18 protein-coding genes are annotated in these 24,707 nt (G+C 36.3%); 5 read left to right on the top strand and 13 right to left on the bottom strand.

Features of this window, described 5'->3' with window-relative positions:
• Nucleotides 1-5 precede the first annotated feature (5 nt).
• From J7604_RS20920 to J7604_RS20890, 7 genes are read right to left on the bottom strand one after another with little or no spacing between them, the layout of a single operon-like run.
• Nucleotides 6-1,100, bottom strand: a complete 1,095-nt coding sequence (locus J7604_RS20920; protein ID WP_293900305.1) for a cytochrome c oxidase subunit II — start codon at nucleotides 1,098-1,100, stop codon at nucleotides 6-8.
• 36 nt (nucleotides 1,101-1,136) lie between these two features.
• On the bottom strand, nucleotides 1,137-2,540 hold the full coding sequence (locus J7604_RS20915; RefSeq protein ID WP_293900302.1) for a quinol:cytochrome C oxidoreductase: 1,404 nt from the start codon (nucleotides 2,538-2,540) through the stop codon (nucleotides 1,137-1,139).
• A gap of 20 nt (nucleotides 2,541-2,560) precedes the next feature.
• Nucleotides 2,561-3,223, bottom strand: a complete 663-nt coding sequence (locus tag J7604_RS20910) for a cytochrome c (protein WP_293900299.1) — start codon at nucleotides 3,221-3,223, stop codon at nucleotides 2,561-2,563.
• A gap of 14 nt (nucleotides 3,224-3,237) precedes the next feature.
• Nucleotides 3,238-3,774: a DUF3341 domain-containing protein gene (locus J7604_RS20905; protein WP_293900296.1), complete on the bottom strand. Its 537-nt coding sequence runs from the start codon at nucleotides 3,772-3,774 to the stop codon at nucleotides 3,238-3,240.
• Between the two features lie 5 nt (nucleotides 3,775-3,779).
• The gene (gene nrfD, locus J7604_RS20900; protein WP_293900293.1) at nucleotides 3,780-5,147 is read right to left on the bottom strand and encodes an NrfD/PsrC family molybdoenzyme membrane anchor subunit; all 1,368 of its coding nucleotides are present in this window, start codon (nucleotides 5,145-5,147) and stop codon (nucleotides 3,780-3,782) included.
• A gap of 34 nt (nucleotides 5,148-5,181) precedes the next feature.
• Nucleotides 5,182-8,346, bottom strand: coding sequence for a TAT-variant-translocated molybdopterin oxidoreductase (locus J7604_RS20895; RefSeq protein ID WP_293900261.1), 3,165 nt, complete (start codon nucleotides 8,344-8,346; stop codon nucleotides 5,182-5,184).
• A gap of 37 nt (nucleotides 8,347-8,383) precedes the next feature.
• On the bottom strand, nucleotides 8,384-9,643 hold the full coding sequence (locus J7604_RS20890) for a c-type cytochrome (protein ID WP_293900259.1): 1,260 nt from the start codon (nucleotides 9,641-9,643) through the stop codon (nucleotides 8,384-8,386).
• A 519-nt stretch (nucleotides 9,644-10,162) separates the two neighbouring features.
• On the opposite strand from J7604_RS20890, the gene murB reads away from it, so the two are divergent.
• The gene (gene murB, locus J7604_RS20885; RefSeq protein WP_293900257.1) at nucleotides 10,163-11,179 is read left to right on the top strand and encodes a UDP-N-acetylmuramate dehydrogenase; all 1,017 of its coding nucleotides are present in this window, start codon (nucleotides 10,163-10,165) and stop codon (nucleotides 11,177-11,179) included.
• A 2-nt stretch (nucleotides 11,180-11,181) separates the two neighbouring features.
• Here the strand turns inward: murB and J7604_RS20880 are convergent, their stop codons facing one another.
• Nucleotides 11,182-11,676, bottom strand: a complete 495-nt coding sequence (locus tag J7604_RS20880) for a dCMP deaminase family protein (RefSeq protein WP_293900254.1) — start codon at nucleotides 11,674-11,676, stop codon at nucleotides 11,182-11,184.
• A 130-nt stretch (nucleotides 11,677-11,806) separates the two neighbouring features.
• Between J7604_RS20880 and abc-f the strand changes: the two genes are divergently transcribed.
• Nucleotides 11,807-13,735, top strand: coding sequence for a ribosomal protection-like ABC-F family protein (abc-f, locus tag J7604_RS20875; RefSeq protein ID WP_293900251.1), 1,929 nt, complete (start codon nucleotides 11,807-11,809; stop codon nucleotides 13,733-13,735).
• 1 nt (nucleotide 13,736) lies between these two features.
• Nucleotides 13,737-15,050, top strand: coding sequence for a DUF5103 domain-containing protein (locus tag J7604_RS20870; RefSeq protein ID WP_293900248.1), 1,314 nt, complete (start codon nucleotides 13,737-13,739; stop codon nucleotides 15,048-15,050).
• Between the two features lie 19 nt (nucleotides 15,051-15,069).
• Here the strand turns inward: J7604_RS20870 and cas6 are convergent, their stop codons facing one another.
• The 3 genes from cas6 to J7604_RS20855 form a co-directional block, all read right to left on the bottom strand.
• Complete coding sequence (gene cas6 / locus J7604_RS20865; RefSeq protein ID WP_293900245.1) at nucleotides 15,070-15,867, bottom strand: CRISPR-associated endoribonuclease Cas6; 798 nt, start codon at nucleotides 15,865-15,867, stop codon at nucleotides 15,070-15,072.
• Between the two features lie 80 nt (nucleotides 15,868-15,947).
• Entirely contained in the window at nucleotides 15,948-17,048 is a 1,101-nt protein-coding gene (gene ychF / locus J7604_RS20860; protein WP_293900242.1) for a redox-regulated ATPase YchF, read from the bottom strand.
• Nucleotides 17,049-17,164: 116 nt separating this feature from the next.
• Nucleotides 17,165-17,515: a DUF3276 family protein gene (locus tag J7604_RS20855; RefSeq protein ID WP_293900422.1), complete on the bottom strand. Its 351-nt coding sequence runs from the start codon at nucleotides 17,513-17,515 to the stop codon at nucleotides 17,165-17,167.
• Nucleotides 17,516-17,658: 143 nt separating this feature from the next.
• On the opposite strand from J7604_RS20855, the gene J7604_RS20850 reads away from it, so the two are divergent.
• Together J7604_RS20850 and J7604_RS20845 are read left to right on the top strand one after the other, a co-directional pair.
• Nucleotides 17,659-18,363, top strand: coding sequence for a septal ring lytic transglycosylase RlpA family protein (locus tag J7604_RS20850; protein WP_293900239.1), 705 nt, complete (start codon nucleotides 17,659-17,661; stop codon nucleotides 18,361-18,363).
• Nucleotides 18,364-18,366: 3 nt separating this feature from the next.
• Entirely contained in the window at nucleotides 18,367-19,272 is a 906-nt protein-coding gene (locus J7604_RS20845) for a DUF58 domain-containing protein (protein WP_293900236.1), read from the top strand.
• A gap of 85 nt (nucleotides 19,273-19,357) precedes the next feature.
• Here the strand turns inward: J7604_RS20845 and J7604_RS20840 are convergent, their stop codons facing one another.
• Both J7604_RS20840 and J7604_RS20835 read right to left on the bottom strand, forming a co-directional pair.
• On the bottom strand, nucleotides 19,358-21,631 hold the full coding sequence (locus tag J7604_RS20840; RefSeq protein WP_293900233.1) for an aconitate hydratase: 2,274 nt from the start codon (nucleotides 21,629-21,631) through the stop codon (nucleotides 19,358-19,360).
• A gap of 178 nt (nucleotides 21,632-21,809) precedes the next feature.
• On the bottom strand, nucleotides 21,810-24,581 hold the full coding sequence (locus J7604_RS20835) for a bifunctional aconitate hydratase 2/2-methylisocitrate dehydratase (RefSeq protein ID WP_293900230.1): 2,772 nt from the start codon (nucleotides 24,579-24,581) through the stop codon (nucleotides 21,810-21,812).
• Nucleotides 24,582-24,707: the final 126 nt, after the last annotated feature.

The raw sequence follows: 24,707 nt of genomic DNA, 5'->3' as shown, positions 1-24,707 counted from the left end.
TAATATTATTTAGCTACAGTATCAGCTGGAGCAACCGCTACAGATGCTGTATCAGCTTTTGGCGCAGGTGCTGGCGCTGGAGGCGCTGGATATAATCCTTTGGATTTTTCATCCACCTTTGTTAAAATATACTCAAGGTTAGACTCAGACCAAGGCTTTTGTGCCGCGAACCAAGTTTCATAATCTTCTGGCTCTTCAACAACAATGATATATCTCATTGCAAAGTGACCTCTACCGCATACCTCTGTACAAGCGATTTCATAATTAAATTTCGGGTTTCCAAGCTCATCTCTCATTTCCTGAGTAGTTTTAGTTGGAGTAAACCAAAATTTGGTTGGAAGCCCCGGAACTGCATCCATTTTTAATCTGAAGTGCGGAGCGAAAACACTGTGAATAACATCTCTTGCTCTAATTTTAAACAATACTGGCTGACCTTTAGGGATATGAATTTCACTTGGTAAAAAATCATCCTTAGTATGAGGATCACTCAAATTCATCCCCATCTCATTAGTAGCATCAATTAATTTAAAATTGTACCCACCAAATTTTTTATCCTTACCAGGATACCTTACTTGCCACGCAAATTGTTTCCCCATGATTTCAACTACTTCTGCATTTTCAGGCGCAGGTCTTGTAATTGAAGACCACTCTTTCCATCCGAAATAAACAAGGATAGCCATTACAATTGCAGGAATCACAGTCCATATAATTTCTAATTTGTGGTTATCTGGATAGAAATATGCTTTTCTGTCTTCTTTGAATTGATATTTAAATACAAAAGAAAACAAGAAAATATTTGTACCAATAAACGCGATTATCAGAATAGACATTGTAATCCAAAACATTTGATCTGTTCTTACACCATGTTCCGAAACTGCCTTTGGAAGGAAAAACTTTGATGCTGGTACAGAATACCAGATAAACAATGCTGTAGAAACAACGAAGAAAGCAAGAAGTAAAAATGCATTAACTTTATTGCTTGTTCCGACTCTCCTGGAATTAGCTCCCCTGACAATATCAATGAAGGTCTGAATCCTGAAGACCAGGAAAAGAATAGCAAGGATAAGAACCGCAGCTATGCTTATATATAATCCTAACATTTTATCTTAATTTATTAATTAAAGTTAAATTCCTAATTAAACTACGTGATGGTGGATACTTTCTTCAAGCATTGGATGGTTTTTAGCAACTAAGGATGCTTTTGACAATCCAGTCATTATCAAGAAAACAAATATACTTCCGAATACTAATGCCAATCCTAATTCGATAAATAAGAAATTTGCATCCAAACCACCCTCATGTTTCAAAATCGGAGGAGTTAACATGATATAGAAATCCAACCAGTGACCGATAATAATTGCTACTGCAACTACCTTTAGAATGATCCTTTGTCTCTTTGCATCTCTCGTCATTAAAACAAGGAAAGGGAAAAGGAAATTAACTATCAAATTGATAAAGAATATAGGACTATAAGTATCATTCTTTAATCTTTCAACATAATAATATGATTCTTCTGGAATGTTTGCATAATAAATTAGCAAGAACTGAGCGAACCAGATATATGTCCAGAAAATGCTGAACGCAAACATGAATTTACCTAAATCATGGAAGTGGTTTTCATTTACAAAAGAAAGATAACCTGCTTCTTTAAGCGCCACAGTGATATAAGTAATAAATGCAAGGCCTGTAACAAACCAACTTGCTAGTACATACCAACCAAACATTGTACTGAAGAAGTGAGGATCAGCTGACATAACCCAATCCCATGCAGATGTGGAAGACGTTACACCCCAAATTATAAGGAAAATAGCAGACCAGAAAATGCTGCTGTCATGATATTTCAAATCAGCATTTAAATCTTCATTTAAAGAATTTGTTCTTAATTTAAACCATACTAAGAACCAAAGAATGAAGTATGCGAATAATCTGAAGATATAAAATCCTTTTCCTAAATACCAGGTTTTGCTAGCTATGATAGGATCATACTCTGGATTTGGAGTCTTACCATCTGCTAAAAACGGATTATACAACCCATCATGATACCAGTGAAACAAGTCTTGCTTGAATAAAAAGAAAAGAGTAATTGTAGATATTGCAGCAAACGGAATATAATATCCGAATGCTTCTGGAACCCTTTTAATTGCAGCAGACCAACCCGCCTGGGCGATATAATTAAACGCTATAAAGAATACACCTATTACAGCAATACCAGTAAAGAAAACACTGTTATGCCAAAGGTTTTTAATTACTCTTAATGCAATACCAGTTGCACCGTGATGTCCACCTTCAGCATGTTCTCCTCCTTCATGATGCTCTGCTCCTGCATGTTCATTTGCTGAAGCTTCATGTCCACCATGATGTTGAGCTGAAGCTGCTACTGTTTCTTTAGAATGATCGGCTCCATGAGCTTCTTCATGCCCGTGATTTCCTGAGCCTATTACAAATATTCCTATGAGGGCCAATACAAGACCGACCACAAAGGTTGTTATAATTTTCTTTTTAGCCCCGCTTGTAAATTCAAATTTTTCTTCGACTACCATGAGTTAAAAATTTAATGTGTTTATTGTTGCGCTTCAGCTTTTTGTAAATTTTCTTTTACGTAGGAAACAATCTTCCAACGTTCTTCCTGGTTTAACTGACTACCGTGAGCTCCCATTCTGCCTTTACCCCAAGTAATCACATGGAAGATGTGGCCTGGTGTTGCATCCTTTACAGAACCTGTAGTTAAATTAGCTACCCCTTTGAAAGCGTCATTCACTGGGCCATCACCTTGTCCTGTTTCTCCATGACAGTGAGCGCAAAACTTAGTATAAAGAATTTTTCCGTCTTCAATTGTCTTATCATTAATTTTTAATGGATTAACAAGAGTCCTTGCAGCATAATCAAGACAATCTTTTGGAAGACGGTAAGGTAAAAAACCATCGCTATTAAACCTAACTGTATGAGCAGCTGGATCTCTCATATTCATTTTATGAGGATTATAAGGGTTAGAGTTAAAAAACTCTCCAGTATCACTATCGTTAGAATTTAACCATAAACCTGCCTCAGTATCTGTGATCTGAGTTAATGGTTCATAAGCCAATGAATGATACATATTTGGTGCAAACTCAACATTAGGTTTCTCATGCGTTCCAATGTTCTCAAACTTCTTTTGATCAACACAAGAAGAGAGGATAACAGTAAGAATTAAAAATATATATGTGTATTTATAAGCGTTTCTCATGTCAGAAAATAATATTAATGATTTTCAACAATTTTAGAATTTACTTCTGATGCTCCTGTCTGTTTGAATAAATTGGTAAGAGCGACTTTATCCATCTTATTTTTATCCAGATCAATAACAATAAGAAATTTATCATCTGTACTTCTTCCGTCGAACATGAATGGATCATGTCCCCAAGGTTTAAGATTGCTGATAATCAAGAAGGTTGCTACCATTCCTAATGATGCTAAAAGAATTGTTAGCTCAAAGGTTACCGGTATAAAGTGAGGTAGCGGAACAAATGGCTTACCTCCAATATCCATAGGCCAATCAAAGCCCATAGTTCCAATAGTTAATAATAAAGCGCAGATTGTTCCGGTTAATCCAAATAGAAACGCTGCAATCGGAAGGTTAGATGGTTTATAACCTAAAGCATCATCTAAACCGTGTACAGGAAATGGTGTATAAGCCTCCTGAATTTTAACACCTGATGACTTTAATGTGCTAACCGCATCCATTAAAACATCCTCGTCGTTAAATACTCCTATTATATAGTTTGTGCTTTTTGACATATTCCTTATTTAGTATCTTTTTTTGCAGATGATGATTTAATAATTGCCTTTACCTCAGCCATGTTTACAACAGGAAAAAACTTAGCAAATAATAAGAAGAGTGTAAAGAACAGACCAAAAGTGAACAAGTAATCACCGATATCATAAAGAGTAGGTGAGAAATATGCCCAGCTAGAAGGTATGAAGTCTCTTGAAAGTGAAGTCGCGATGATAACAAAACGCTCAAACCACATTCCGATATTTACAACTATCGAAAGAAGGAATGTCCAAGCAATACTTCTTCTAACAGTTCTGAACCAGAAAAGCTGTGGGGAAATTACGTTACAAGTCATCATAGACCAATATGCCCACCAATAGTCATCTCCAAACGCTCTGTTAATGAAAGTGTAACTTTCATAAGGAACGTGAGAGTACCATGCAATAAAGAATTCAGATAAATATGCAATACCAACGATTGATCCAGTTAATACAATAACTTTATTCATTGACTCCATATGCTCTACAGTAATGTAATCTTCAAGTCTGAACACTACTCTTGTAATTAACATAAGAGTCAACACCATTGCAAATCCTGAAAAGATTGCACCAGCAACGAAGTAAGGAGGGAAAATTGTTGCGTGCCAACCAGGTATTACTGAAGTTGCAAAGTCCATACTAACGATTGTGTGAACCGATAATACTAGGGGTGTAGAACAACCTGCAAGCACTAAGCTGACAGCCTCATATCTCTGCCATGCCTTTGCAGAACCGTCCCATCCTAAACTTAGAGCTCCATAAGCAACTCTTCTAACTCCTGTTGCCCTTTCTCTGATTGTAGCAAAATCCGGAACCAGACCGATGTACCAGAATACAAGCGAAACAGTAAAATATGTACTGATCGCAAATACGTCCCACACTAGCGGTGAGTTAAAGTTTACCCAGAGTGATCCAAAAGCATTAGGCAGAGGAAGTGCCCAATATGCAAGCCATGGTCTACCCATGTGAGCTACGATAAAACTTGCAGCACAAATAACCGCAAATATGGTCATAGCTTCCGCTGCTCTGTTAATAGAGGTTCTCCATTTTTGTCTGAAAAGCAAAAGGATAGCTGAAATCAAAGTTCCTGCGTGACCAATACCAACCCACCATACGAAGTTAGTGATATCCCATGCCCAACCTATTGTTTTATTCAATCCCCACATTCCAATTCCCTTATACCATGTAGTCCACAAACAATATGAACCATAACAAAGTGTGATAACAGAAAGTGTGAATGCCATGATCCACAATTTTGTAGGTTTATTTTCTACGTGCCTGCTTATATCCTGAGTAACATCAGAGACAGTTTTGCCCCCTGTTACCAGAGGCGGTCTTACGGGCGAAGTAACTTGCATATTTTTTATATTAAAAATCTGTAATAGGTTCTAATTAAGAGTTTCTGATTTTAGTTAGATACAAAATGTTTGGTTGAACATTAAGCTCTTCAAGGACTGCATATGATCTTTCTGCATTCTCTACAACATTGTCTTTATGTAGTCTGCTTTCTGTATCATTTCTGTCACCAAATATAATCGCATCTGTAGGACATGCTGAAGCACAAGCTGTAACGATTTCACCATCAATTGGTCTTCTCTTTTCCATCTTAGCTTTAAGCTTTCCTTCCTGAATTCTCTGTACACAGAAAGAGCATTTTTCCATAACTCCTCTTGATCTTACAGTTACATCAGGGTTCAACACCATTCTACCAAGGAAGTTGTTCATGCTGACGTTTTTGTCAAACTCCTCGTTTTCAAAGTATTTAAACCAGTTAAATCTTCTTACTTTATATGGGCAGTTATTTGCACAGTATCTTGTTCCGATACATCTGTTGTAGGTCATTTGGTTTAGCCCTTCGCTACTGTGGGTAGTAGCTGCAACAGGGCACACTGACTCGCAAGGTGCGTGGTTACATTGCTGACATAACATTGGTTGGAATGTTACTGTCGGATTCTCTGCAGCTATTTCAAGATCTTTAACTCCTGATTCACTTTCAAAATACTCACCAGTTTTATCAGTTTCTGCATCACTGCTGTAGTAACGATCGATACGAATCCAGTGCATCTCTCTTCTGTTCAGCACCTCTTTTCTACCTACTACAGGAACGTTATTTTCAGACTGACATGCTACAACGCAAGCTCCACAACCAATACAAGAGTTGAGGTCAATACTCATACCCCATAAATGGTTAGGTTTCTCATGTTCATACCAGGTAGTGATTTCGGTAGGTTTCTTTTCTCCATACAGGTTTGTATGAATCATCGGCTTGTATCTTCCCGCACCTGCATCTTTTTGATATTCAGCTAGACTAGCATCCTGAATAATTGGACGAGCCATAACTGTATGGTGAGTTTGTGTCTGAGCTATTTTTCTCTCATCACCAGTTTTAGCAAAGGTTACAACACCAGCATTCAAATCAAGTCTGCCACCTTTAACTTTGATCAAAGGATAAGCATTCTTCCCTACTTCATTTCCACATTTTCCAGCTTTAGTTCTTCCATATCCTAGAGCTAAAGAAGCAGTATTGTTTGCCTGACCTGGCTGAATTAACACAGGAACTTCAATTCCTGTATTCTTTCCATCAACTGTAAGAGCAACTACATCACCTTGAGCAATATCCATCTCATTAGCCATCTTTTTAGGAATAGCCAGATAGTTATCCCAAGTTGCTTTAGAAACAGGATCCGGTAATTCATGTAACCAAGGATTATTTCCTGCTGAAAGCGAACCCGATCCTAATCCTACTTTATAATAAAGACTAAGCTCAATGCCTGAATTAGTTTTATAAGTTCTGTTGATATTATCTTCTACTTCACTTAGATTAACATTAGGAGTAGATGATCCTCCTGTGTGAAATGCTCCGACAGATGCAGTATCAGAAATTGCTGCATATGCTTCTGTTTCGCTATGACCAGGTGTAACATGTAGTTCACTAGTTTTTCCAGAATACAAACCATCATGTAAAGTTTTATCCCACAATTCCTGGAAGTTACCACCAGTTAATCTTGATTTCCAGTTATTTTCTAGGTAAGTATAGTAATCAGTCTTGTTGCCTGACCATATCAAAAGTGACTCCTGTGCAGCTCTGTTACCTTTGAATATTGGAGTAATTGTAGGCTGAGTTAAGCTAAAAAATCCTTTTTTAGGCTCAGCATCATTCCATGACTCAAGGAAATGAAGATCTGGACAAACATAGTCAACTTCAGAAGAAGTCTCATCCATACGATCATTAAAGGAAATTTTCAATGAAATTTTCTTTAATGCTTCTTTTAGCTCCTCTCCTTTTGGATGATCATAAACAGGGTTAGCACCGTAGAAAATAACTGCACCTACCTGGCCTGATTTAGCATCTTCAATAAATTTAAGGATTGCCTCATCGCTTCCTTGTTTCTGAAATGAAGGAGTACTTACATCAATAGTTTTACCGTAATTGCCTAATTCACTATTGATTTTATTTACCAAAAGCTGAACATACGGATCATTTGAACCGCTCACAACTAATGACTTTCCTTTAGCCTTTAAAAGATCTGTTGCTGCCTTTTTAATTACTTCATGGTTTGGGGCTTTAGTACTTAATCCACCAAATCCAAGTGCATTGTATAGCGCTGCAACATAAAGTCCTTCTTCAGAAGGTTTGATAGGTAATCTCGTATCAGCATTACAACCAGTAAGCGATAAATTGCTTTCAATTTGGTAATGCTTACTCATTGTTTTCTTGTGAGCACTTAATTTTCTTGTTTTAGAATATTGCTTAGCATATTCTATCGGAGAAATCCATGTTCCAAGGAAATCAGCACCAAAGCTTACTATTACATCTGCGGCACCAAAATTATAAGAAGGGATTATTCTCTGACCAAGAGATATTTCATTTGCTTTAAGGATACCTTCTGCTGAAAGAACATCATACATAACATGTTCAGTTGCAGGATATTTTGCCTTAAATTCTTCGATTGCTTTTTTAGTTGTAGGGCTTAAAATTGTCTGAGAAACAATTCTAATTGATTTACCTGAAGCCTGAGCTGCAGCTAATTTATCAATAATCTTTCTGTCAAGAGGAGCATACTCTGCTATCGACTTCACTTTTATCTGCTTGCCATTCTCAACAAAGAATTCTAATCTTTCAGTATCGTATAAACTTAGAACAGAAGCCTGTACTCTTGCACTTGTTCCACCCATTGTAATTGGAGAAAGTTTGTTTCCTTCAATTTTAATAGGTCTTCCTTCTCTAGTTTTTACTAAGATGCTGCAATATTCGCCACCTTCTTGGTATGTAGAAGCATACCAGTTTGCAATACCTGGATCAACGTCAACAGGTTTATTTACATATGGAATAACTTTTTTTACAGGAGCCTCGCAAGCAGCAAGGGAAACTGCAGCAACACTAAAGCCTAATAGTTTCAAAAAATCTCTTCTGTCAGGAGCATCAGAAGCTTCACTGCTTCCTTTTTCCTTTACAGATAAAAATTCAGGGAACTCATTATGCGCATGCTTTAAAAATTCTGGATCGTTGGATAATTCCTCAATACCTTTCCAGTATTTTTTATTGTTATCTTTCATAAGAATCTATATAAAATGAATTAGGCTTCTAAATTGATTAATAGTGACATTTTGCACACTCAAGACCTCCGTTTTCAGCAACTTTTAACGGACCTTTCTTAGAATGAAGCTCAAGCAGCTTGTCATAATAAGCATTGTCTTTTCCGTTCACCGCAGTCTCTCTGTGGCAATTGATACACCATCCCATTGTTAAAGGTGAGTGTTGTCTTACAACTTCCATTGTATCGATCTGGCCGTGGCATGTCTTACACTCTATACCACCTACCTTCACGTGTTGTGCATGGTTGAAGTAAGCTAGATCAGGAAGGTTGTGTACTCTTACCCATTTAACAGGCTTATTTGAATTGTAAGCGTCAATAACTTTTGCAATTCCATCCTGACCGAATCTTGGACCGCTCTTAATTTGAGAGTGGCAGTTCATACAGATATTCAAAGATGGGATGTTAGCTTGTTTACCTTTAGTTACTCCAGTGTGGCAATAGTTACAATCGATTTTGTACTGACCAGCGTGAAGTTTATGAGAGAATGGTATTGGCTGAATTGGAGCATAACCTTGATCTACACCTACATAGAACATGTTGTTCCAGCAAGCTCTAAGGGCTAATGAAACAAAGATGATACCTACTATAGAAAGGAATCCTTTGCTTTTTATTACTTTAAGTACATCAAATTTTTGATTTACTATTTCTCTGTCAGATTCTGCAAGTTTTTCTTCTTTGTCTTTCAGGTATCTTTTCAATACTGAAAGGAATACTACTAACATTACAAGAACTAGAACAAGAACGATGATGATTAGGATCAAGATGATGCCTGAATAACCTCCTTCATCCTTCGCTTCAGATTGAGGTTGTCCATCAACAGGAGGCTTAGGTCCCACATCCACCTTTTTACCACCTTCATCTACAATATATGCAACTATACTTTTAATCTGATCCTCTGAAAGCTCAGGGAAAGATTTCATTTCCGTTTTACCGAATTTGTTGTAAAGCTCAACAGCATAAGGATCACCACTTGCAATTACTTTCTGTGAATTGTGAACGAAATTGACTATCCAGCCAATTGGTCTTCTTTTGTTTACATCTTTCAGCGCAGGCCCAACAACTACGTCATGGACAGCGTGACAAGCCTTACAATTTGCTTCAAACAACTTTGCACCTTCAGCTACCTTTGCTGGATCGGCTCCGGCTGCGCCCGCAGCCGGTTTGTCCTCACCATTCGATGGCAAACTGACAAAAAGTGAAAGAAAAAGTAATAACAAAGTAATCGCCGAGCGATTGATGGTATTGGTTAAGGACATGTTAAAATTAGTTTTATCCGTTAATTTGGGCATACTCTTTATAAAGTCGCACAAATCTAAGATGCGAATTGAATTTATCAAAAATGTTTTTAGAGCAATTTTAATGAAAATATAACCTTAGGGGGGCTTCCAATAAAATACTCCTGAAAATCAAATAATTACATTTTAAAAACTCAAAAAATAGCTATAATTTAGAATGATTTTAAATAATTTTTTTCCACAAAAAATACTAAACTTTGTGGACAATTCAATTTAAAAGTTTATAAATCAAATAATTAACCTAAAACATCCACTTTTGACAACTAAACCTCATGATTTCAACTCATTAGGTTTTTTAACTTCTGACAATAACATCTTCAAAATCTTACCCATTCCTTACATGATTCAAAAAAAATGTGAATAAGTTTTTTTAGCTCAAAATGCAAAATTTGATCTTCATCATCTTTTTCTTTTTTTGAAAAGTTAACTTTGAACAGAATTAAAATACTTGGGGTTTTTATAGGAGAATTTTTATTTTAAATGGAAATAAAATCAGACTTTAGTTTAAAGAAATACAACACTTTTGGAATAGATGTCAATGCAAAAGGGTATACTCAATTTAAAAATGAGAGTGAGTTATTAGAAATATTGAATAATGAAGAATATAAAAAGTTACCCAAATTAGTACTTGGTGGCGGAAGCAATATTCTTTTTACAAAAGATTTTGATGGACTTGTACTACATAATCAAATAAAGGGCATTGAAATTATTGGGCAAAATGATACTTCTGTATACATCAAAGCTGGAGCAGGAGAACTATGGCATGATCTTGTATTATATACAGTAGCTCGAGGTTTTGGAGGATTAGAAAACTTATCCCTGATTCCCGGTTGTGTCGGAGCTGCGCCTGTTCAAAATATTGGAGCCTATGGAGTTGAAATCAAAGATTGCATGGAAAGTCTGGAAGCTATCCATATTGCTACTGGTGATAAAGCTGTATTTACTAACCAAGATTGTTTATTTGGCTACAGAGACAGCATTTTCAAACAACATTTTAAAGGAAAATTTGTCATTACCAGTGTATTTTTCAAACTGGAAAAAAATCCTCATCTAAATATTTCTTACGGAGCTATTACAGATACATTAAAAGAGATGAATGTATTTAAGCCTACCGTTAAAGATGTAAGTGATGCGGTTATTCATATTAGAAAATCAAAACTTCCTGATCCTGCAGTAACTGGCAATGCCGGAAGTTTTTTCAAAAATCCTGAGATTCCGGAGGAGCAATTTGAGAAACTAAAACTTCAATATCCAACTATACCTTTTTTTCCCTGCGAACCAGGAAAAGTGAAGGTTCCTGCAGGTTGGTTAAACGAACAGTGTGGTTGGAAAGGAAAAGTTATAGGCAATGCAGGTGTCCATAAAAGTCAGGCCCTGGTTTTAATTAATTGTGGTGAAGCCAGCGGAGAAGAGATCAAAAATCTTTCTTTAGAAATTAAAAAGTCTGTAACCGAAAAATTCGGTATTGAACTGGAAACCGAGGTTAATATTTTATAATATTAACCTCGGCTGACATCGTTAGGGGTAAAATGAGGTAACTCACCCTTGTATTTCTCAACTTCAACACCAAATTTCCTCAAAAAGTCTACACCTTCGTCACTTGCAATACCTTTATATTCAGCATATGAATGAAGGAAAATTACTTTTGAAATTCCAAGACTGAAAATAACTCTAGCACAGGCAATACAAGGGGATAATGTAACATAAATCGTTGATCCCTTAATTATTGCGCCATTATCAATTGCATAAATAATTGCATTTTGCTCCGCATGTAAGGCAAGTGAACAACTTCCTTTTGAATCCCGGGGGCACCCCTCTCCTGGCCATTCTTCATCGCAATTATGAGTACCTGCAGGAGGGCCATTATAACCAATGGAAATAATCCTTGTATCTTTGGTCAGGACAGCTCCTACTTGTCTTTTCACACAATGAGATCTTTTGGAAAGATTTACAGCCAGTTCCATGTAAATATCATCAAAAGCAGGTTTTTCCATAGGAGTATTTTTAATGCAAAATTAACTAAATAGCATTGAACTTTTACTCCCAGACCTTCATTATTTGATAAAACTTTCCATCCTCCTCTTATTTGGTTAAATTTGCCTTTTATTCTATTATTTTAAAATTATGCTCTCAATAAACAATCTGTCTTTCTATTTTGGTAGTCGTCCACTTTACGAAGATGTTTCCTTACATATAAAGCCTAAAGACAGAATTGGACTAATAGGTGCCAATGGTACAGGCAAATCAACATTGCTTCGCCTTATTACAGGAGAGTATAAGCCCGACAAAGGAGATATTTCCAGGAGTGGAGAATGTACTATTGGTTTTCTTAATCAGGATCTTCTCTCCTATGATTCTCAGGAAAGCATATTACACGTAGCTATGCAGGCTTTTGAAGAAGCTATGGCCCTTCAAAAGAAAATTGATGAAGTTCTAAAAGAAATGGAGACCGATTATAAGGACTCTCTAGTTGACAAACTAACGAAACTTCAGGAAAGATTTGAAGCATTGGATGGTTATTCAATTCAATCCAAAGCAGAAGAAATATTAGAGGGGCTGGGCTTTTCTACCAAAGATTTAGAGAAACCTTTAAAAACATTTTCCGGAGGCTGGAGAATGCGGGTTATGCTTGCTAAACTCCTTTTGGCAAAACCATCACTCCTTCTTCTTGATGAGCCTACCAACCACCTTGATCTTCCTTCCATCCAATGGATAGAGAAATATCTTGAAAGCTATGAAGGGGCTATCATTGTGGTATCTCACGATAGATACTTCCTGGATAATACTGTAAAAACAGTTGTAGAAGTAACTCAGCAAAATCTTCATATTTATGCTGGCAACTATCAATTCTACCTAGAAGAAAAGGCACTAAGGGCCGAGATTCAGAAGGGTGCATTTGAAAATCAGCAATCCAAAATCCGCCAGACTGAGCGCTTTATAGATCGATTCAAAGCAAAAGCTTCCAAAGCACGACAAGTGCAATCTCGTGTTAAATCCCTGGAGCGAATGGATTTGATTGAGGATGTCGTGGAAGAAAATGCAAGAGTAAATTTCAGATTTAAATTCAGCAAAAATCCGGGAAGAACAATTCTCTCTTTAAAAAATATTTCAAAGTCTTATGGAGACCTTAATATTTTGAAGAATACACATGCAATCATTGAAAGAGGAGATAAAATAGCCTTGATCGGTGCAAATGGTAAAGGAAAATCTACTCTTTTAAGAATTATAGCAGGTACTGAAAATATTGAAGGAGAAAGAACAGAAGGACACAATGTTCTTCAAGGATTTTTTGCACAGCACCAGCTTGAATCCCTAAACGTTAACAACTCTATGCTGGATGAGCTTAAAGAAGCTGGCAGTGACAAATCAGAGTTAGAGCTTCGTACAGTACTGGGTTGTTTTCTCTTCTCCAATGATGATGTTTTCAAAAAAATTAAAGTATTATCTGGAGGCGAAAAATCAAGAGTAGCACTTGCCAAAACACTGATTTCAGAAGCCAATTTTCTTTTACTTGATGAGCCAACCAACCACTTGGATATTGTCTCTGTGAATATTCTGATACAGGCTCTGCAGCAGTATGAAGGAACCTATATTGTAATTTCACACGACAGACATTTTGTGTCTCAGGTAGCTAATAAAATTTGGTTTATAGAAGACAATGAAATAAAAGAGTATCCTGGAACCTACGAAGAATACTGCTACTGGCAGGAACAAAGGATTAAAAATCCGGCAACTGCTCCTGCAAGGCCTTCTGTTACTAAGAAGTCGGAAGAAAATCCAGTTAAAAATAACATTGAACCAGGAAAGGACATTCAAAAAGAACTAAAGAGTCTGCAAAATCAGCTTGATAAAATTGAAGCTAGAATTACTGAGCTTGAAAATAAAAAAGTAAAGGTAGAAGAAGAATTGGCTAAGCCGGACGTTTATAGTAATGTCCAAAAACTTGCAGATACCAACTCTAAATATGAACAGCTTCGTCAGCAACTCGAAGAAGAGCAACAGAAATGGGATGAATATGCAGAAAAAATCCAAGAGCTTGAAGACAAAAAATAAAATGACAAAATCTAAATTTTTAAGGAGACTTTCTTGTCTCCTATTTATTTCGAGCATTATTCAATTAACTTTTAGCAGTAATTTAAAATCGCAGGACAAGACTCTACTTACCAGAGACTTTGTATACGAAGAAACCTTTAAAACGGTATTGCTATATCCTGCTAATTCAGGAACCAATGATGAATTGAACACTCCCATTGTACCGTTAATTCAGAATGTGCCAATGATTTTGGAATTTGACGAGTTAGGAGAAAACACATCAAGCTTATACCTGAAAATCATTCACTGCAATGCCGATTGGACAATCTCAAGCCTTAGTACAGTTCAATATCTTGATGGCTACAATGAAAATTTTATAGAGGACAGAAAGTCGTCTATAGGAACACGAATTCCTTATACTCATTATAAAATAACTTTACCTAAGGTAAAAGTCACAGGCAATTACCTTGCGGTAATATATAGAAGCGGAGATGAATCAGATTTTATTTTAACCAAGAGGTTTATTGTTTTTGATAGCAAAGTAACAATATTAGCAGAGCAAAAACCTTCTACTGGAATAAACCAACGCTTCACCCATCAACAATTGGATTTTAGTATACTGTATCCGAATATGGAAATTATAAATCCCCGAGGTTCTGTAAAGGTAGTTATTCGCCAAAACAACAGATGGGACAAAGTTATAGACAATTTACAACCTTTATATGTACAGGAGGATATCCATAAACTGGATTATAATTTCTTTAACCTTGAAAATAACTTTCCTGGTGGAAATGAATTCAGGACTTTTAGTACAAGGAGTGTCAAGTTTAATGATATTAATGTAGATAAGATATTCATCCAACCCGATTTTGCAGAAGCTTTTTTAAAGAGAGATTTGAGCACTAATAATCAAGCCTACGCACTTTATCCTGATATAGATGGACGTTTCGTTGTGGAGCTTTACGAAACCAAGACAAAAGAAGTGGAACCTGATTATATATTCACAAATTTCTCACTGGACACGAAGGAACCCATGCCAGGTAAAGTTTTTGTGGTAGGATCATTCAATAATTATGAGTTAGGGCCTGGTTCGGAATTATTATTTAACAGTGAAACAAACACATATCAATTGAAAACCTTATTAAAACAAGGCTATTACAATTACAGATACGCTTTTGTCCCACAAGGAAGCAAAATCAGCGATGAAGTTTTTTTTGAAGGATCTCATTTCGCTACTCAGAACTTATACGATTTTATAGTCTATTACAGACCACCAGGAGCGAGATCAGATATTGTGGTAGGCTACAAATCTATTAATATAAACGGAAGAAATTAATCTTCTCCCGTTTATATTACTAATCATTACTAACATTGAAGGGAGTAGTTCTTTGGTTCGGATCTGCATTAGCAATATCCAGCATACCAAAGCCCTTAAAGGCATAAAATCCTAAGCCGCAATCAAAAACAAACTGCTGTACTTTAGGATCTGCATATAGTGTAAAAGGGAACGTATATCCTCTTACCTCGTATTTTTCAGCTTTATGAAAAACAGGGAAAATACGTGCAAATTTCTTTTCTTCCTCTCTTATCTTTGTCAGATAGTCTTTATCTGGAACAATCTGGAATTTATAGAAAGACGCAATTTCCTCAGGAGTAAATCTTTTAGATTTTTCCATTCTACTCATCGTACTTTCATAAAGCATATCTGAAAACATATCTGTAGAAGGACTAATGAACTTCTTAGGATCACTACCTTTTTCCTCCGGATTGATAATTACCAATGGAGAAATACAGATAAACTTCACCTCATTCGCAAGCTGAGGTTCAGCTTCTCTTTCTACGGTGAGAGGAACGAGTAATAACTTACCGATTTCAACCTGAGGCATTTTAAATAATGCCTTGACGAAAACATCTATATATTTTTCATTTGGACTTGAAAAGACAAGAGTCACTTTGTTAGAATAGAAATGCAAGCCTTCTTTACCAACTTTAGTTTGTCCTTTTAAACCCGAGAAATTATATAAGTCGAAATCAGGAAACTCAATCCTGTGTCTGTCCATAACAGAATTTACTAACCCGGATAGTAAAAACTGATGGTGAAAGGGTACCGAAGCCCCTTTGTTTGTTAAGCCGAAAACTATTCTTACTCTCAAATCTTAATAATTTTAAAAAATCGTTTAATAAAAAACTTTTTATTTTACCTGGATACAACACTAAGTTAAGGAAAATTGTTTTAAACATTAAATCGGAAGTGCATAATATCACCGTCTTCGACTACATATTCTTTTCCTTCAATTGAAATTTTACCGGCTTCTTTACACGCCAACTCTGTTTTAAACTTCTCGTAATCAGACATTTTAATTACTTCAGCTTTAATAAATCCTTTTTCAAAATCAGAATGGATCACACCAGCTGCCTGAGGAGCTTTCCAACCACTCTTTATCGTCCAAGCTCTCACTTCTTTTACACCAGCTGTAAAATAAGTAATTAAATCGAGTAATTTATAAGATGCTTTAATTAGTTTATTCAAACCCGACTCATCAAGGCCATATTCTTGAAGGAACATCTGCTTTTCTTCAGCTTCCTGTAATTCAGCAATTTGAGATTCAATAGCCGCACAAACAATAATTACCTGAGCATTTTCATCGGCTACGCCATTTTTTAATGTATCGACAAATTTATTGCCCTTGATAACAGATGCCTCATCTACGTTTGCAACATAAATAACAGGTTTAATTGTCAACAAATGTAAATCAGCCACCGCTTCCAACTCATCTTCACTGTTTAACTGCAGACTTCTTGCATTTTTCCCACTCTCCAGAGTCTGTTTAAACTGGTTTAGTATAGCTAGTTCCTTTTTAGCTTTGGCATCACCAGCTTTAGCCATTTTCTCTACTTTAAGGATTTTCTTATCTACAGACTCAAGATCTTTAAGTTGAAGTTCTGTATCTATAATTTCCTTATCAGAAATAGGATCCACTTTACCACCCACGTGAACAATGTTTTCATCTTCAAAACATCTAACAACATGAATAATAGCATCAACTTCTCTGATATTCGCAAGAAATTTATTACCTAACCCCTCTCCTTTGCTTGCACCTTTTACCAAACCGGCAATATCAACAAACTCTATTACTGTTGGTAATACCTTTTCCGGATTTACAAGCTGTTCCAACGTAATTAAACGTTCGTCAGGGACAGTAATCACCCCAACATTTGGCTCAATTGTGCAAAAAGGATAATTAGCCGCTTCTGCTTTAGCATTTGAAAGTGCGTTGAACAAAGTTGATTTCCCTACATTGGGTAATCCTACAATACCACACTGAAGTCCCATCTTAAATTTATTTTTATTGCAAATATATAAACAAAATGCATTTTTGGAGGTTCCAAAAACAAAAAAAGCTCCTTAATTTATAATTAAGGAGCTAAAATATCGTTTTAGCCTTTATTTTAATCCCAAGTTAATTCATCACTTGAAGGCGTAGTACCTTCCTCATCCCTGTCTCTCTCTCCATTATCCTCAAATTTTGAGAAATCCACATCAGGCATTAATTCGGTTTTCACATGGTCAATGGTACCTTTTAAAGCTTCAAGAAACTTGTCAAAATCCTCTTTATAAAGGAAGATTTTATGTTTCTCATAAAAATACCCATCATCTTTAAACCTCCTCTTACTCTCAGTGATCGTAAGATAATAATCGTTTGAACGTGTTGACTTAATGTCAAAGAAATACGTTCTTTTCCCTGCTCTTACTCTCTGAGAGTAAATTTCTACTTTTTCTTGATCCTTATTCTCTTCCACAGTCCTTGGATAATTTTGTTTACTTACAAGTAAAAATATAAAACTTTCCTTTTCTTTCAAAAAAAAAAGTGAAATTCTACAAAAAAAATTACATTATTATTTTTTTGTATATTTTTAACAGAACAGATCGTTATAACCGCTGTATGAAAAAACGAATCTTCTTTTTTCTGTTTTTCACTTGGAAAGTAGTAGTGTTTGCCCAAACTACTTCTTCGGAAGAAGGATTGGCCAGCTATTATGCTGACAAATTTCATGGGCGAAGAACAGCTTCGGGAGATAAATACAACAAACATAAATTTACTGCTGCTCATAGAACTCTCCCTTTTGACACTCAAGTCAAAGTAACAAACTTGTCTAACGATAGTTCTGTAATTGTCACCATCAATGACAGAGGCCCTTATGGCAAGGGGAAAATAATTGATCTTTCTTATTGTGCTGCTAAAGAACTGAATTTTGTCAAAAAAGGTATAACTAAAGTAAAAATTGAGATATTGAATGAGAGTTCAATTATTCAAGATACAACTTCTTTAGCTGAAACACCTGATCCAGATAAAACTGCAAAAACAATTCCTTCATCACCAGGAACATACGATTTCAACTTCAATGAAACTAAATTGAAGGGATATTATATTCAAACAGGTGCATTTAAAGATTCCGAAGTTTTATCAGAAGAAATTAACAGACTTCAGAAAAAAATTGATTCAAATAATATTTATATTGAAGTTATTAAAGTCAAAAACACTATTATTAATAGAATACTTATAGGGCCTTATGAAAAAAAGAATGGAGAAGCTGAAATAGCTTTGCTTCAAAAAAAAGGAATCACCGGATTTTTAAAAAGTTATTAATTAATGAATTTAGATTTAAATGCGATAAGACAATTCGGGAATATAGAGTTCCTTGCCAAACAGATGGTTGAGGGCTTTATTACTGGTTTACACAAATCTCCTTATCACGGTTTTTCAGTTGAGTTCGCCGAACATAGATTATATAATACTGGAGAAAGTACCCGACATATCGATTGGAAAGTCTATGGTAAAACCGACCGTTTATATACTAAAAGATATGAAGAAGAGACCAATTTAAGATGTCTTCTATTGATTGACACCTCTTCCTCAATGTTTTATCCAGAAAAAAACTTAGGTAAAATTACTTTTAGTACGATGGCTGCAGCCTGCCTAGCTTATTTACTCCAGAATCAAAGAGACGCGGTAGGCCTTTGTACCTTTTCTGAAGACATAGAAATTCTTACTCCAATAAAATCAACCCCAAGCCACCTTCATACCATTTTCCTTCAATTGGAAAACCTGCTGAAAGAAAATCATAGTGAAAAAAAATCAGGAGTGGCTAATGTAATACATCAGATAGCGGATAAAATTAACAAAAGATCTTTGGTAATAATATTCAGTGATATGTTAGAAAACAGAGGAGATAAAGATAGTATCTTCCCTGCTCTACAACATTTAAAGCACAATAATCACGAGGTTTTACTTTTCCATGTAATTGATTCAAAAACAGAAGAAGAATTTAACTTTGAAGAGAGGCCGTATGAGTTTATTGATATTGAAAAAGGACAAAAGGTAAAAATCAATCCGTCACAAGTTAAGGATGCTTACCTTTCTGCTACTAAACAATATTTCGAAGATATAAAACTAAAAGCAGGACAGTATAAAATTGATTTTATAAAAGCTGATATTAATAATGGCTTTGATCAGATCTTACTAAATTATCTTATTAAAAGGAATAAAATGAAGTAATTCGCCCTTTACATTTAATCAACTAAAAAATTAAAAGAGGCCATTCAAATAAGATGGCCTCTTTTAGTTACTTCCGCTTTAGAATTTATTTACCACTTTTTTCTTTCAAACCAATTAAATTTAAAGCTGAACCAGCTTTGAACCACTCTATTTGAGACTCATTATAAGTATGGTTAACTTTAAACTCTTCTTTTGAACCATCGGAATGATTTAAAACAATTGTCAAAGGGACACCCGGCGTAAATGATTTTAATCCCAGAATATCGATATTATCATCTTCCCTGACTTTATCATAATCTGAAGGATTCGCAAAAGTTAAACCTAGCATTCCTTGCTTTTTAAGGTTTGTCTCATGAATTCTTGCAAAAGATTTTACAAGTATTGCACGAACACCAAGAAAACGTGGCTCCATTGCAGCATGCTCTCTAGAAGAACCTTCACCATAATTATTATCTCCTATTACTATTGAACCAATCCCTTTAGCTTTATAAGCTCTAGCTGTTGCAGGAACCTCGCCAAATTGACCAGTTAACTGGTTTTTGACTTTATTGGTTGCCTCATTATAAAAGTTAACCGCTCCAATAAGCATATTATTGGAAATATTATCTAAGTGACCTCTGTATTTTAACCAAGGACCTGCCATAGAAATATGGTCAGTAGTACACTTTCCTTTAGCTTTTATAAGAAGTTTCAATCCTTTAAGGTCGGTTCCTTCCCATGCAGGGAATGGATCAAGAAGTTGAAGACGGTCAGATTTTGGATCAACAATTACTTGAACTTTATCTCCGTCAGTCGCTGGAGCAATATAACCGGCATCTTCAACTGCAAAACCTTTAATTGGAAGTTCAATACCTTGTGGTTCGTCAAGCATTACCTCTTCACCATTTTCATTTTTCAACTTATCTTTTAATGGATTGAAGGTAAGATCACCTGCAATTGCAAGAGCTGTAACGACCTCTGGCGATGCTACAAATGCGTGGGTATTAGGGTTTCCATCATTTCTTTTTGCAAAGTTTCTATTAAAAGAAGTAATAATAGAGTTTTTCTTGTTAGGATCGTTGGTATGTCTTGCCCATTGTCCAATGCAAGGACCGCAAGCATTTGCCAGAACAACCCCCCCAATATCTTCAAATACTTTAAGTAGTCCGTCTCTTTCAGTAGTATATCTAACCAATTCAGATCCAGGGGTTACAGTATACTCAGATTTAACTTTCAATTTTTTAGTAACCGCCTGTTTCGCAATTGAAGCTGCCCTTGTAATATCTTCATAAGAAGAATTTGTACAGCTACCTATCAAACCTACTTCTAATTTTGCAGGCCATCCTTTTTCTTTAACAGCTTCTGAGAATTTAGAAAGTGGCCATGCTAAATCAGGAGTGAAAGGACCGTTCACATGTGGTTCTAACTCTGAAAGATTGATTTCAATTAACTGATCAAAAAATTTCGAAGGATTTTGATAAACTTCATCATCAGCTCTTAAATATTTCGCAACTTTATCAGCTTCCGAAGCTATATCCTTTCTACCTGTAGCCTCAAGATATGCTTTCATTTTTTGATCATATGCAAAAAGAGAAGTTGTAGCTCCTATTTCAGCACCCATATTACAAATAGTACCTTTACCTGTACAGCTTAAGCTTTCAGCACCTTCACCAAAATATTCAAGAATTGCACCTGTTCCACCACTTACTGTGAGAATACCGGCAACTTTAAGGATTACGTCTTTTGCCGAAGTCCAACCGTTAAGTTTTCCTGTTAATTTAACTCCAATTAATTTAGGAAATTTGAGTTCCCATGGCATGCCTGCCATAACATCCACAGCATCTGCTCCACCAACTCCGATAGCTATCATACCAAGACCGCCAGCATTTGGAGTGTGAGAATCTGTACCAATCATCATTCCACCAGGGAATGCATAATTTTCGATTACAACTTGGTGAATGATACCAGCACCCGGTTTCCAAAATCCGATACCGTATTTATTAGAAACGGAAGCGAGGAAATCATAAACTTCTTTATTTACTTTATTAGCAGTTTCAAGGTCTTTCTGCGCACCTATTTCAGCCTGGATCAAGTGATCACAGTGAACAGTTGAAGGAACCGCGACTTTCTTTTTACCCGCAGACATAAATTGAAGCAATGCCATCTGAGCTGTAGCATCCTGCATCGCTACGCGGTCTGGAGCAAAATCTACGTAAGATTTTCCCCTTTCATAAGACTGACTTGCTTTACCATCAAAAAGGTGAGAATAAAGAATTTTCTCTGTCAGTGTAAGTGGTCTGCCGACAACTTTTTTTGCTGTCTCAATACGCTCTTCAAAACGAGCGTAAACAGCTTTAATCATTTCAAAATCGAAAGCCATAAATACTTAAGTATATCTAATAGGGTTAACAATTGAACACACTAAAAGTTAAAATACTAAAATAGGCCGGTTAAAAACAACAATCTTACTGCTAAATTTTGAAGGAAAGTGACATAAAAAAACCATCCTGTTTTACAGGATGGTTTTTCAATTCTTAAAATCATTTAATTACTAATGACTACTTTACTAGCTGCTTATTTGATGGTGCAAACTTAGTCAGATTGATACCTTGTACAGCAGCTTTATATTCATCGATTGTAGGCGTTCTACCAAGAACAGTAGATAATACTACAACCGGTGTAGATGAAAGCAAGGATTCTCCTTTTTTACCTTCACTATCTTCTACTACCCTTCCTTGGAAAAGACGAGTTGAAGTTGCCATCACCGTATCTCCTTTTTCTGCTTTTTCCTGGTTACCCATACAAAGGTTACAACCTGGGCGCTCCAGATACAACATATTTTCGTATTTAGTACGTGCTGCAGATTTAGGGGCATTATCATCGAATTCGAAGCCTGAATATTTCTGTAATACTTCCCAGTCTCCTTCAGCCTTCAATTCATCTACAATGTTATAAGTAGGTGGAGCTACAACAAGTGGTGCCTTGAACTCAACTTTGCCCTTTTGCGCTTCGATATTCTTAAGCATCTGAGCAAGGATTTTCATATCGCCCTTGTGAACCATACATGAACCTATAAATCCAAGATCAACTTTTTTATCTCCTCCATAAAAAGATAAAGGTCTGATTGTGTCGTGAGTATAACGTTTTGAAACATCAGCGTTATTAACGTCTGGGTCAGCAATCATTGGTTCTGCAATCAAATCAAGATCAACTACAACTTCAGCATAATATTTAGCATTTGCATCCGGAGTTAAGGCTGGTTTCTCACCCGATTTAACCTCAGCGATTCTCTTATTAGCTTTATCAATCAATCCCTGAAGAACTTGGTTCTTGTTATCCATGCCCTTGTCGATCATGATCTTGATTCTACTCTTAGCAATCTCTAGTGATTCAATCAAAGTCTTATCTTCCGAAATACAAATAGAAGCTTTAGCTTTCATTTCTGCAGTCCAGTCAGTAAACGTAAATGCCTGGTCAGCAGTAAGGGTTCCGATGTGTACTTCAATTACTCTCCCTTGGAATACGTTCTCTCCGGCAAACTTTTGAAGCATCTGAGCTTGTGTAGCATGAACAACATCACGGAAATCCATATACCCCTTCATATTTCCTTTGAATGTCACCTTTACTGATTCAGGAATTGGCATTGAAGCTTCACCAGTAGCAAGTGCAAGAGCAACAGTACCTGAGTCAGCACCAAAAGCAACGCCTTTAGACATTCTTGTATGTGAGTCACCTCCGATGATGATAGCCCACTCGTCCACTGTGATATCGTTAAGAACCTTGTGAATTACATCAGTCATTGAATGATAAACGCCTTTCGGGTCACGAGCAGTGATTAGCCCAAAATCGTTCATGAATTTCATAAGTTTTGGAATATTTGCCTGAGCTTTTTTATCCCATACTGAAGCAGTGTGACAGCCAGACTGGTATGCACCATCAACAACCGGTGAAATCACTGTAGCAGCCATAGACTCCAATTCCTGAGCAGTCATAAGACCAGTTGTATCTTGTGAACCTACGATATTAACTGTTACACGAACATCTGAACCAGCATGCAATATTTTCCCAGGAGTCGTACCAACAGCATTTCTATTGAATATTTTCTCAACTGCTGTAAGACCTTGACCTTCATTAGAAATCTCTTTTGATGGAGCAAATACAGGAGGAATACTAATACCCAGCATTTTCGCGGCAAATGTCTGAATCTTTTTACCGAATACAATAGCGTATGAACCACCTGCCTTTATAAATTCAACCTTCTGAGGAGTGAATGCCTTAGAAATGTCAATCAATTCTTGGTCACCTTTATAAAGTTTCTTCTTTTTCGTGTTAATCGTAAGGACAGTGCCAGTAGCTACAGAGTATGCTTGCTCAAGAACCGGCTCTCCGTTTTCATTGAGGACAGGCTTGCCGTTTGCGTCCAGCTTTTTCACCCAGTTTTTAAGGTCAATTCCAATACCACCAGTAACATCAACAGTTGTGAGGAAAATCGGAGAAATACCGTTTGTACCTCCAACAATCGGAGCAATGTTAACAAATGGAACGTATGGGCTTGCTTGCTTACCTGTCCATAGGGCCACGTTGTTTACACCTGACATCCTTGATGAACCTACTCCCATAGTACCCTTCTCAGCAATCAACATCACACTCTTGTCAGGGTGGTTTGCTTGCAATGCCTTAATTTCTTCTTGTGCCTCAGGAGAAATCATACATTTACCATGAAGTTCACGGTCTGAACGTGAGTGAGCCTGATTACCCGGAGAAAGTAAGTCAGTCGAAATATCACCTTCACCAGCAATGTAAGTAACTACCTTAATTTCTTCTGGTACGTCTGGTAGCTTAGTGAAGAATTCAGCCTTTGCGTAACTGTCAATAATCTCTTTAGCGATTTTGTTACCGCTTTTGAATGCCTCTTTTAGACGGTCTGTGTCCGCCTCATATAGAAAAACCTGTGTCTTCAGAACGGTTGCAGCTTCTTTCGCAATCGACTCATCATTACCCAAGGCCAGATCTAATAGAACTTCAATTGAAGGTCCACCTTTCATATGGGATAATAGTTCAAAAGCAAAAGCAGGCGTAATTTCTTTTACTACGGATTTACCAAGAATAATCTCCTTTAAGAACTTAGCTTTCACACCAGCAGCACTCGTAGTCCCTGGTAAAACATTGTAAATAAAGAATTTAAGAGAATCTTCCCGATACGCGTTATCTGAATCTTTGATCTGTGCAATAATTTCGCTTAACAATTCTGCACCATCAATCGGCTTCGGATGAAGTCCTTGACCTTTTCTTTCTTCGATCTCCTTGATGTAATCCTTATAAGTGTTCATAATAGAAGTATTTTCAACGTTAAAGGCAGATTTATAAAACAGACGCTGGTACGGCCACCTTTATTCTTTACCAGTCTGCATGAATTGTAATAATATTTGGGGGCAGTTTCATATTCTATCCCCCTG

This window comes from Sporocytophaga sp., from assembly GCF_017745095.1.
Classification (GTDB): Bacteria; Bacteroidota; Bacteroidia; order Cytophagales; family Cytophagaceae; genus Sporocytophaga.
Note: the sequence above shows the minus strand (reverse complement) of the source record. Positions and strands in the feature narration are given on the sequence as shown.

Bases quoted from the DNA above. Each gene is read 5' to 3' on its own strand.
- murB (WP_293900257.1), top strand. From the start codon at position 10,163: ATGGAAATAAAATCAGACTTTAGTTTAAAGAAATACAACACTTTTGGA.
- J7604_RS20870 (WP_293900248.1), top strand. From the start codon at position 13,737: ATGACAAAATCTAAATTTTTAAGGAGACTTTCTTGTCTCCTATTTATT.
- abc-f (WP_293900251.1), top strand. From the start codon at position 11,807: ATGCTCTCAATAAACAATCTGTCTTTCTATTTTGGTAGTCGTCCACTT.
- J7604_RS20890 (WP_293900259.1), bottom strand. From the start codon at position 9,643: ATGTCCTTAACCAATACCATCAATCGCTCGGCGATTACTTTGTTATTA.
- J7604_RS20910 (WP_293900299.1), bottom strand. From the start codon at position 3,223: ATGAGAAACGCTTATAAATACACATATATATTTTTAATTCTTACTGTT.
- J7604_RS20840 (WP_293900233.1), bottom strand. From the start codon at position 21,631: ATGGCTTTCGATTTTGAAATGATTAAAGCTGTTTACGCTCGTTTTGAA.
- J7604_RS20880 (WP_293900254.1), bottom strand. From the start codon at position 11,676: ATGGAAAAACCTGCTTTTGATGATATTTACATGGAACTGGCTGTAAAT.
- J7604_RS20835 (WP_293900230.1), bottom strand. From the start codon at position 24,581: ATGAACACTTATAAGGATTACATCAAGGAGATCGAAGAAAGAAAAGGT.
- ychF (WP_293900242.1), bottom strand. From the start codon at position 17,048: ATGGGACTTCAGTGTGGTATTGTAGGATTACCCAATGTAGGGAAATCA.
- J7604_RS20895 (WP_293900261.1), bottom strand. From the start codon at position 8,346: ATGAAAGATAACAATAAAAAATACTGGAAAGGTATTGAGGAATTATCC.
- J7604_RS20915 (WP_293900302.1), bottom strand. From the start codon at position 2,540: ATGGTAGTCGAAGAAAAATTTGAATTTACAAGCGGGGCTAAAAAGAAA.
- J7604_RS20920 (WP_293900305.1), bottom strand. From the start codon at position 1,100: ATGTTAGGATTATATATAAGCATAGCTGCGGTTCTTATCCTTGCTATT.
- nrfD (WP_293900293.1), bottom strand. From the start codon at position 5,147: ATGCAAGTTACTTCGCCCGTAAGACCGCCTCTGGTAACAGGGGGCAAA.
- J7604_RS20845 (WP_293900236.1), top strand. From the start codon at position 18,367: ATGAATTTAGATTTAAATGCGATAAGACAATTCGGGAATATAGAGTTC.
- J7604_RS20905 (WP_293900296.1), bottom strand. From the start codon at position 3,774: ATGTCAAAAAGCACAAACTATATAATAGGAGTATTTAACGACGAGGAT.
- J7604_RS20850 (WP_293900239.1), top strand. From the start codon at position 17,659: ATGAAAAAACGAATCTTCTTTTTTCTGTTTTTCACTTGGAAAGTAGTA.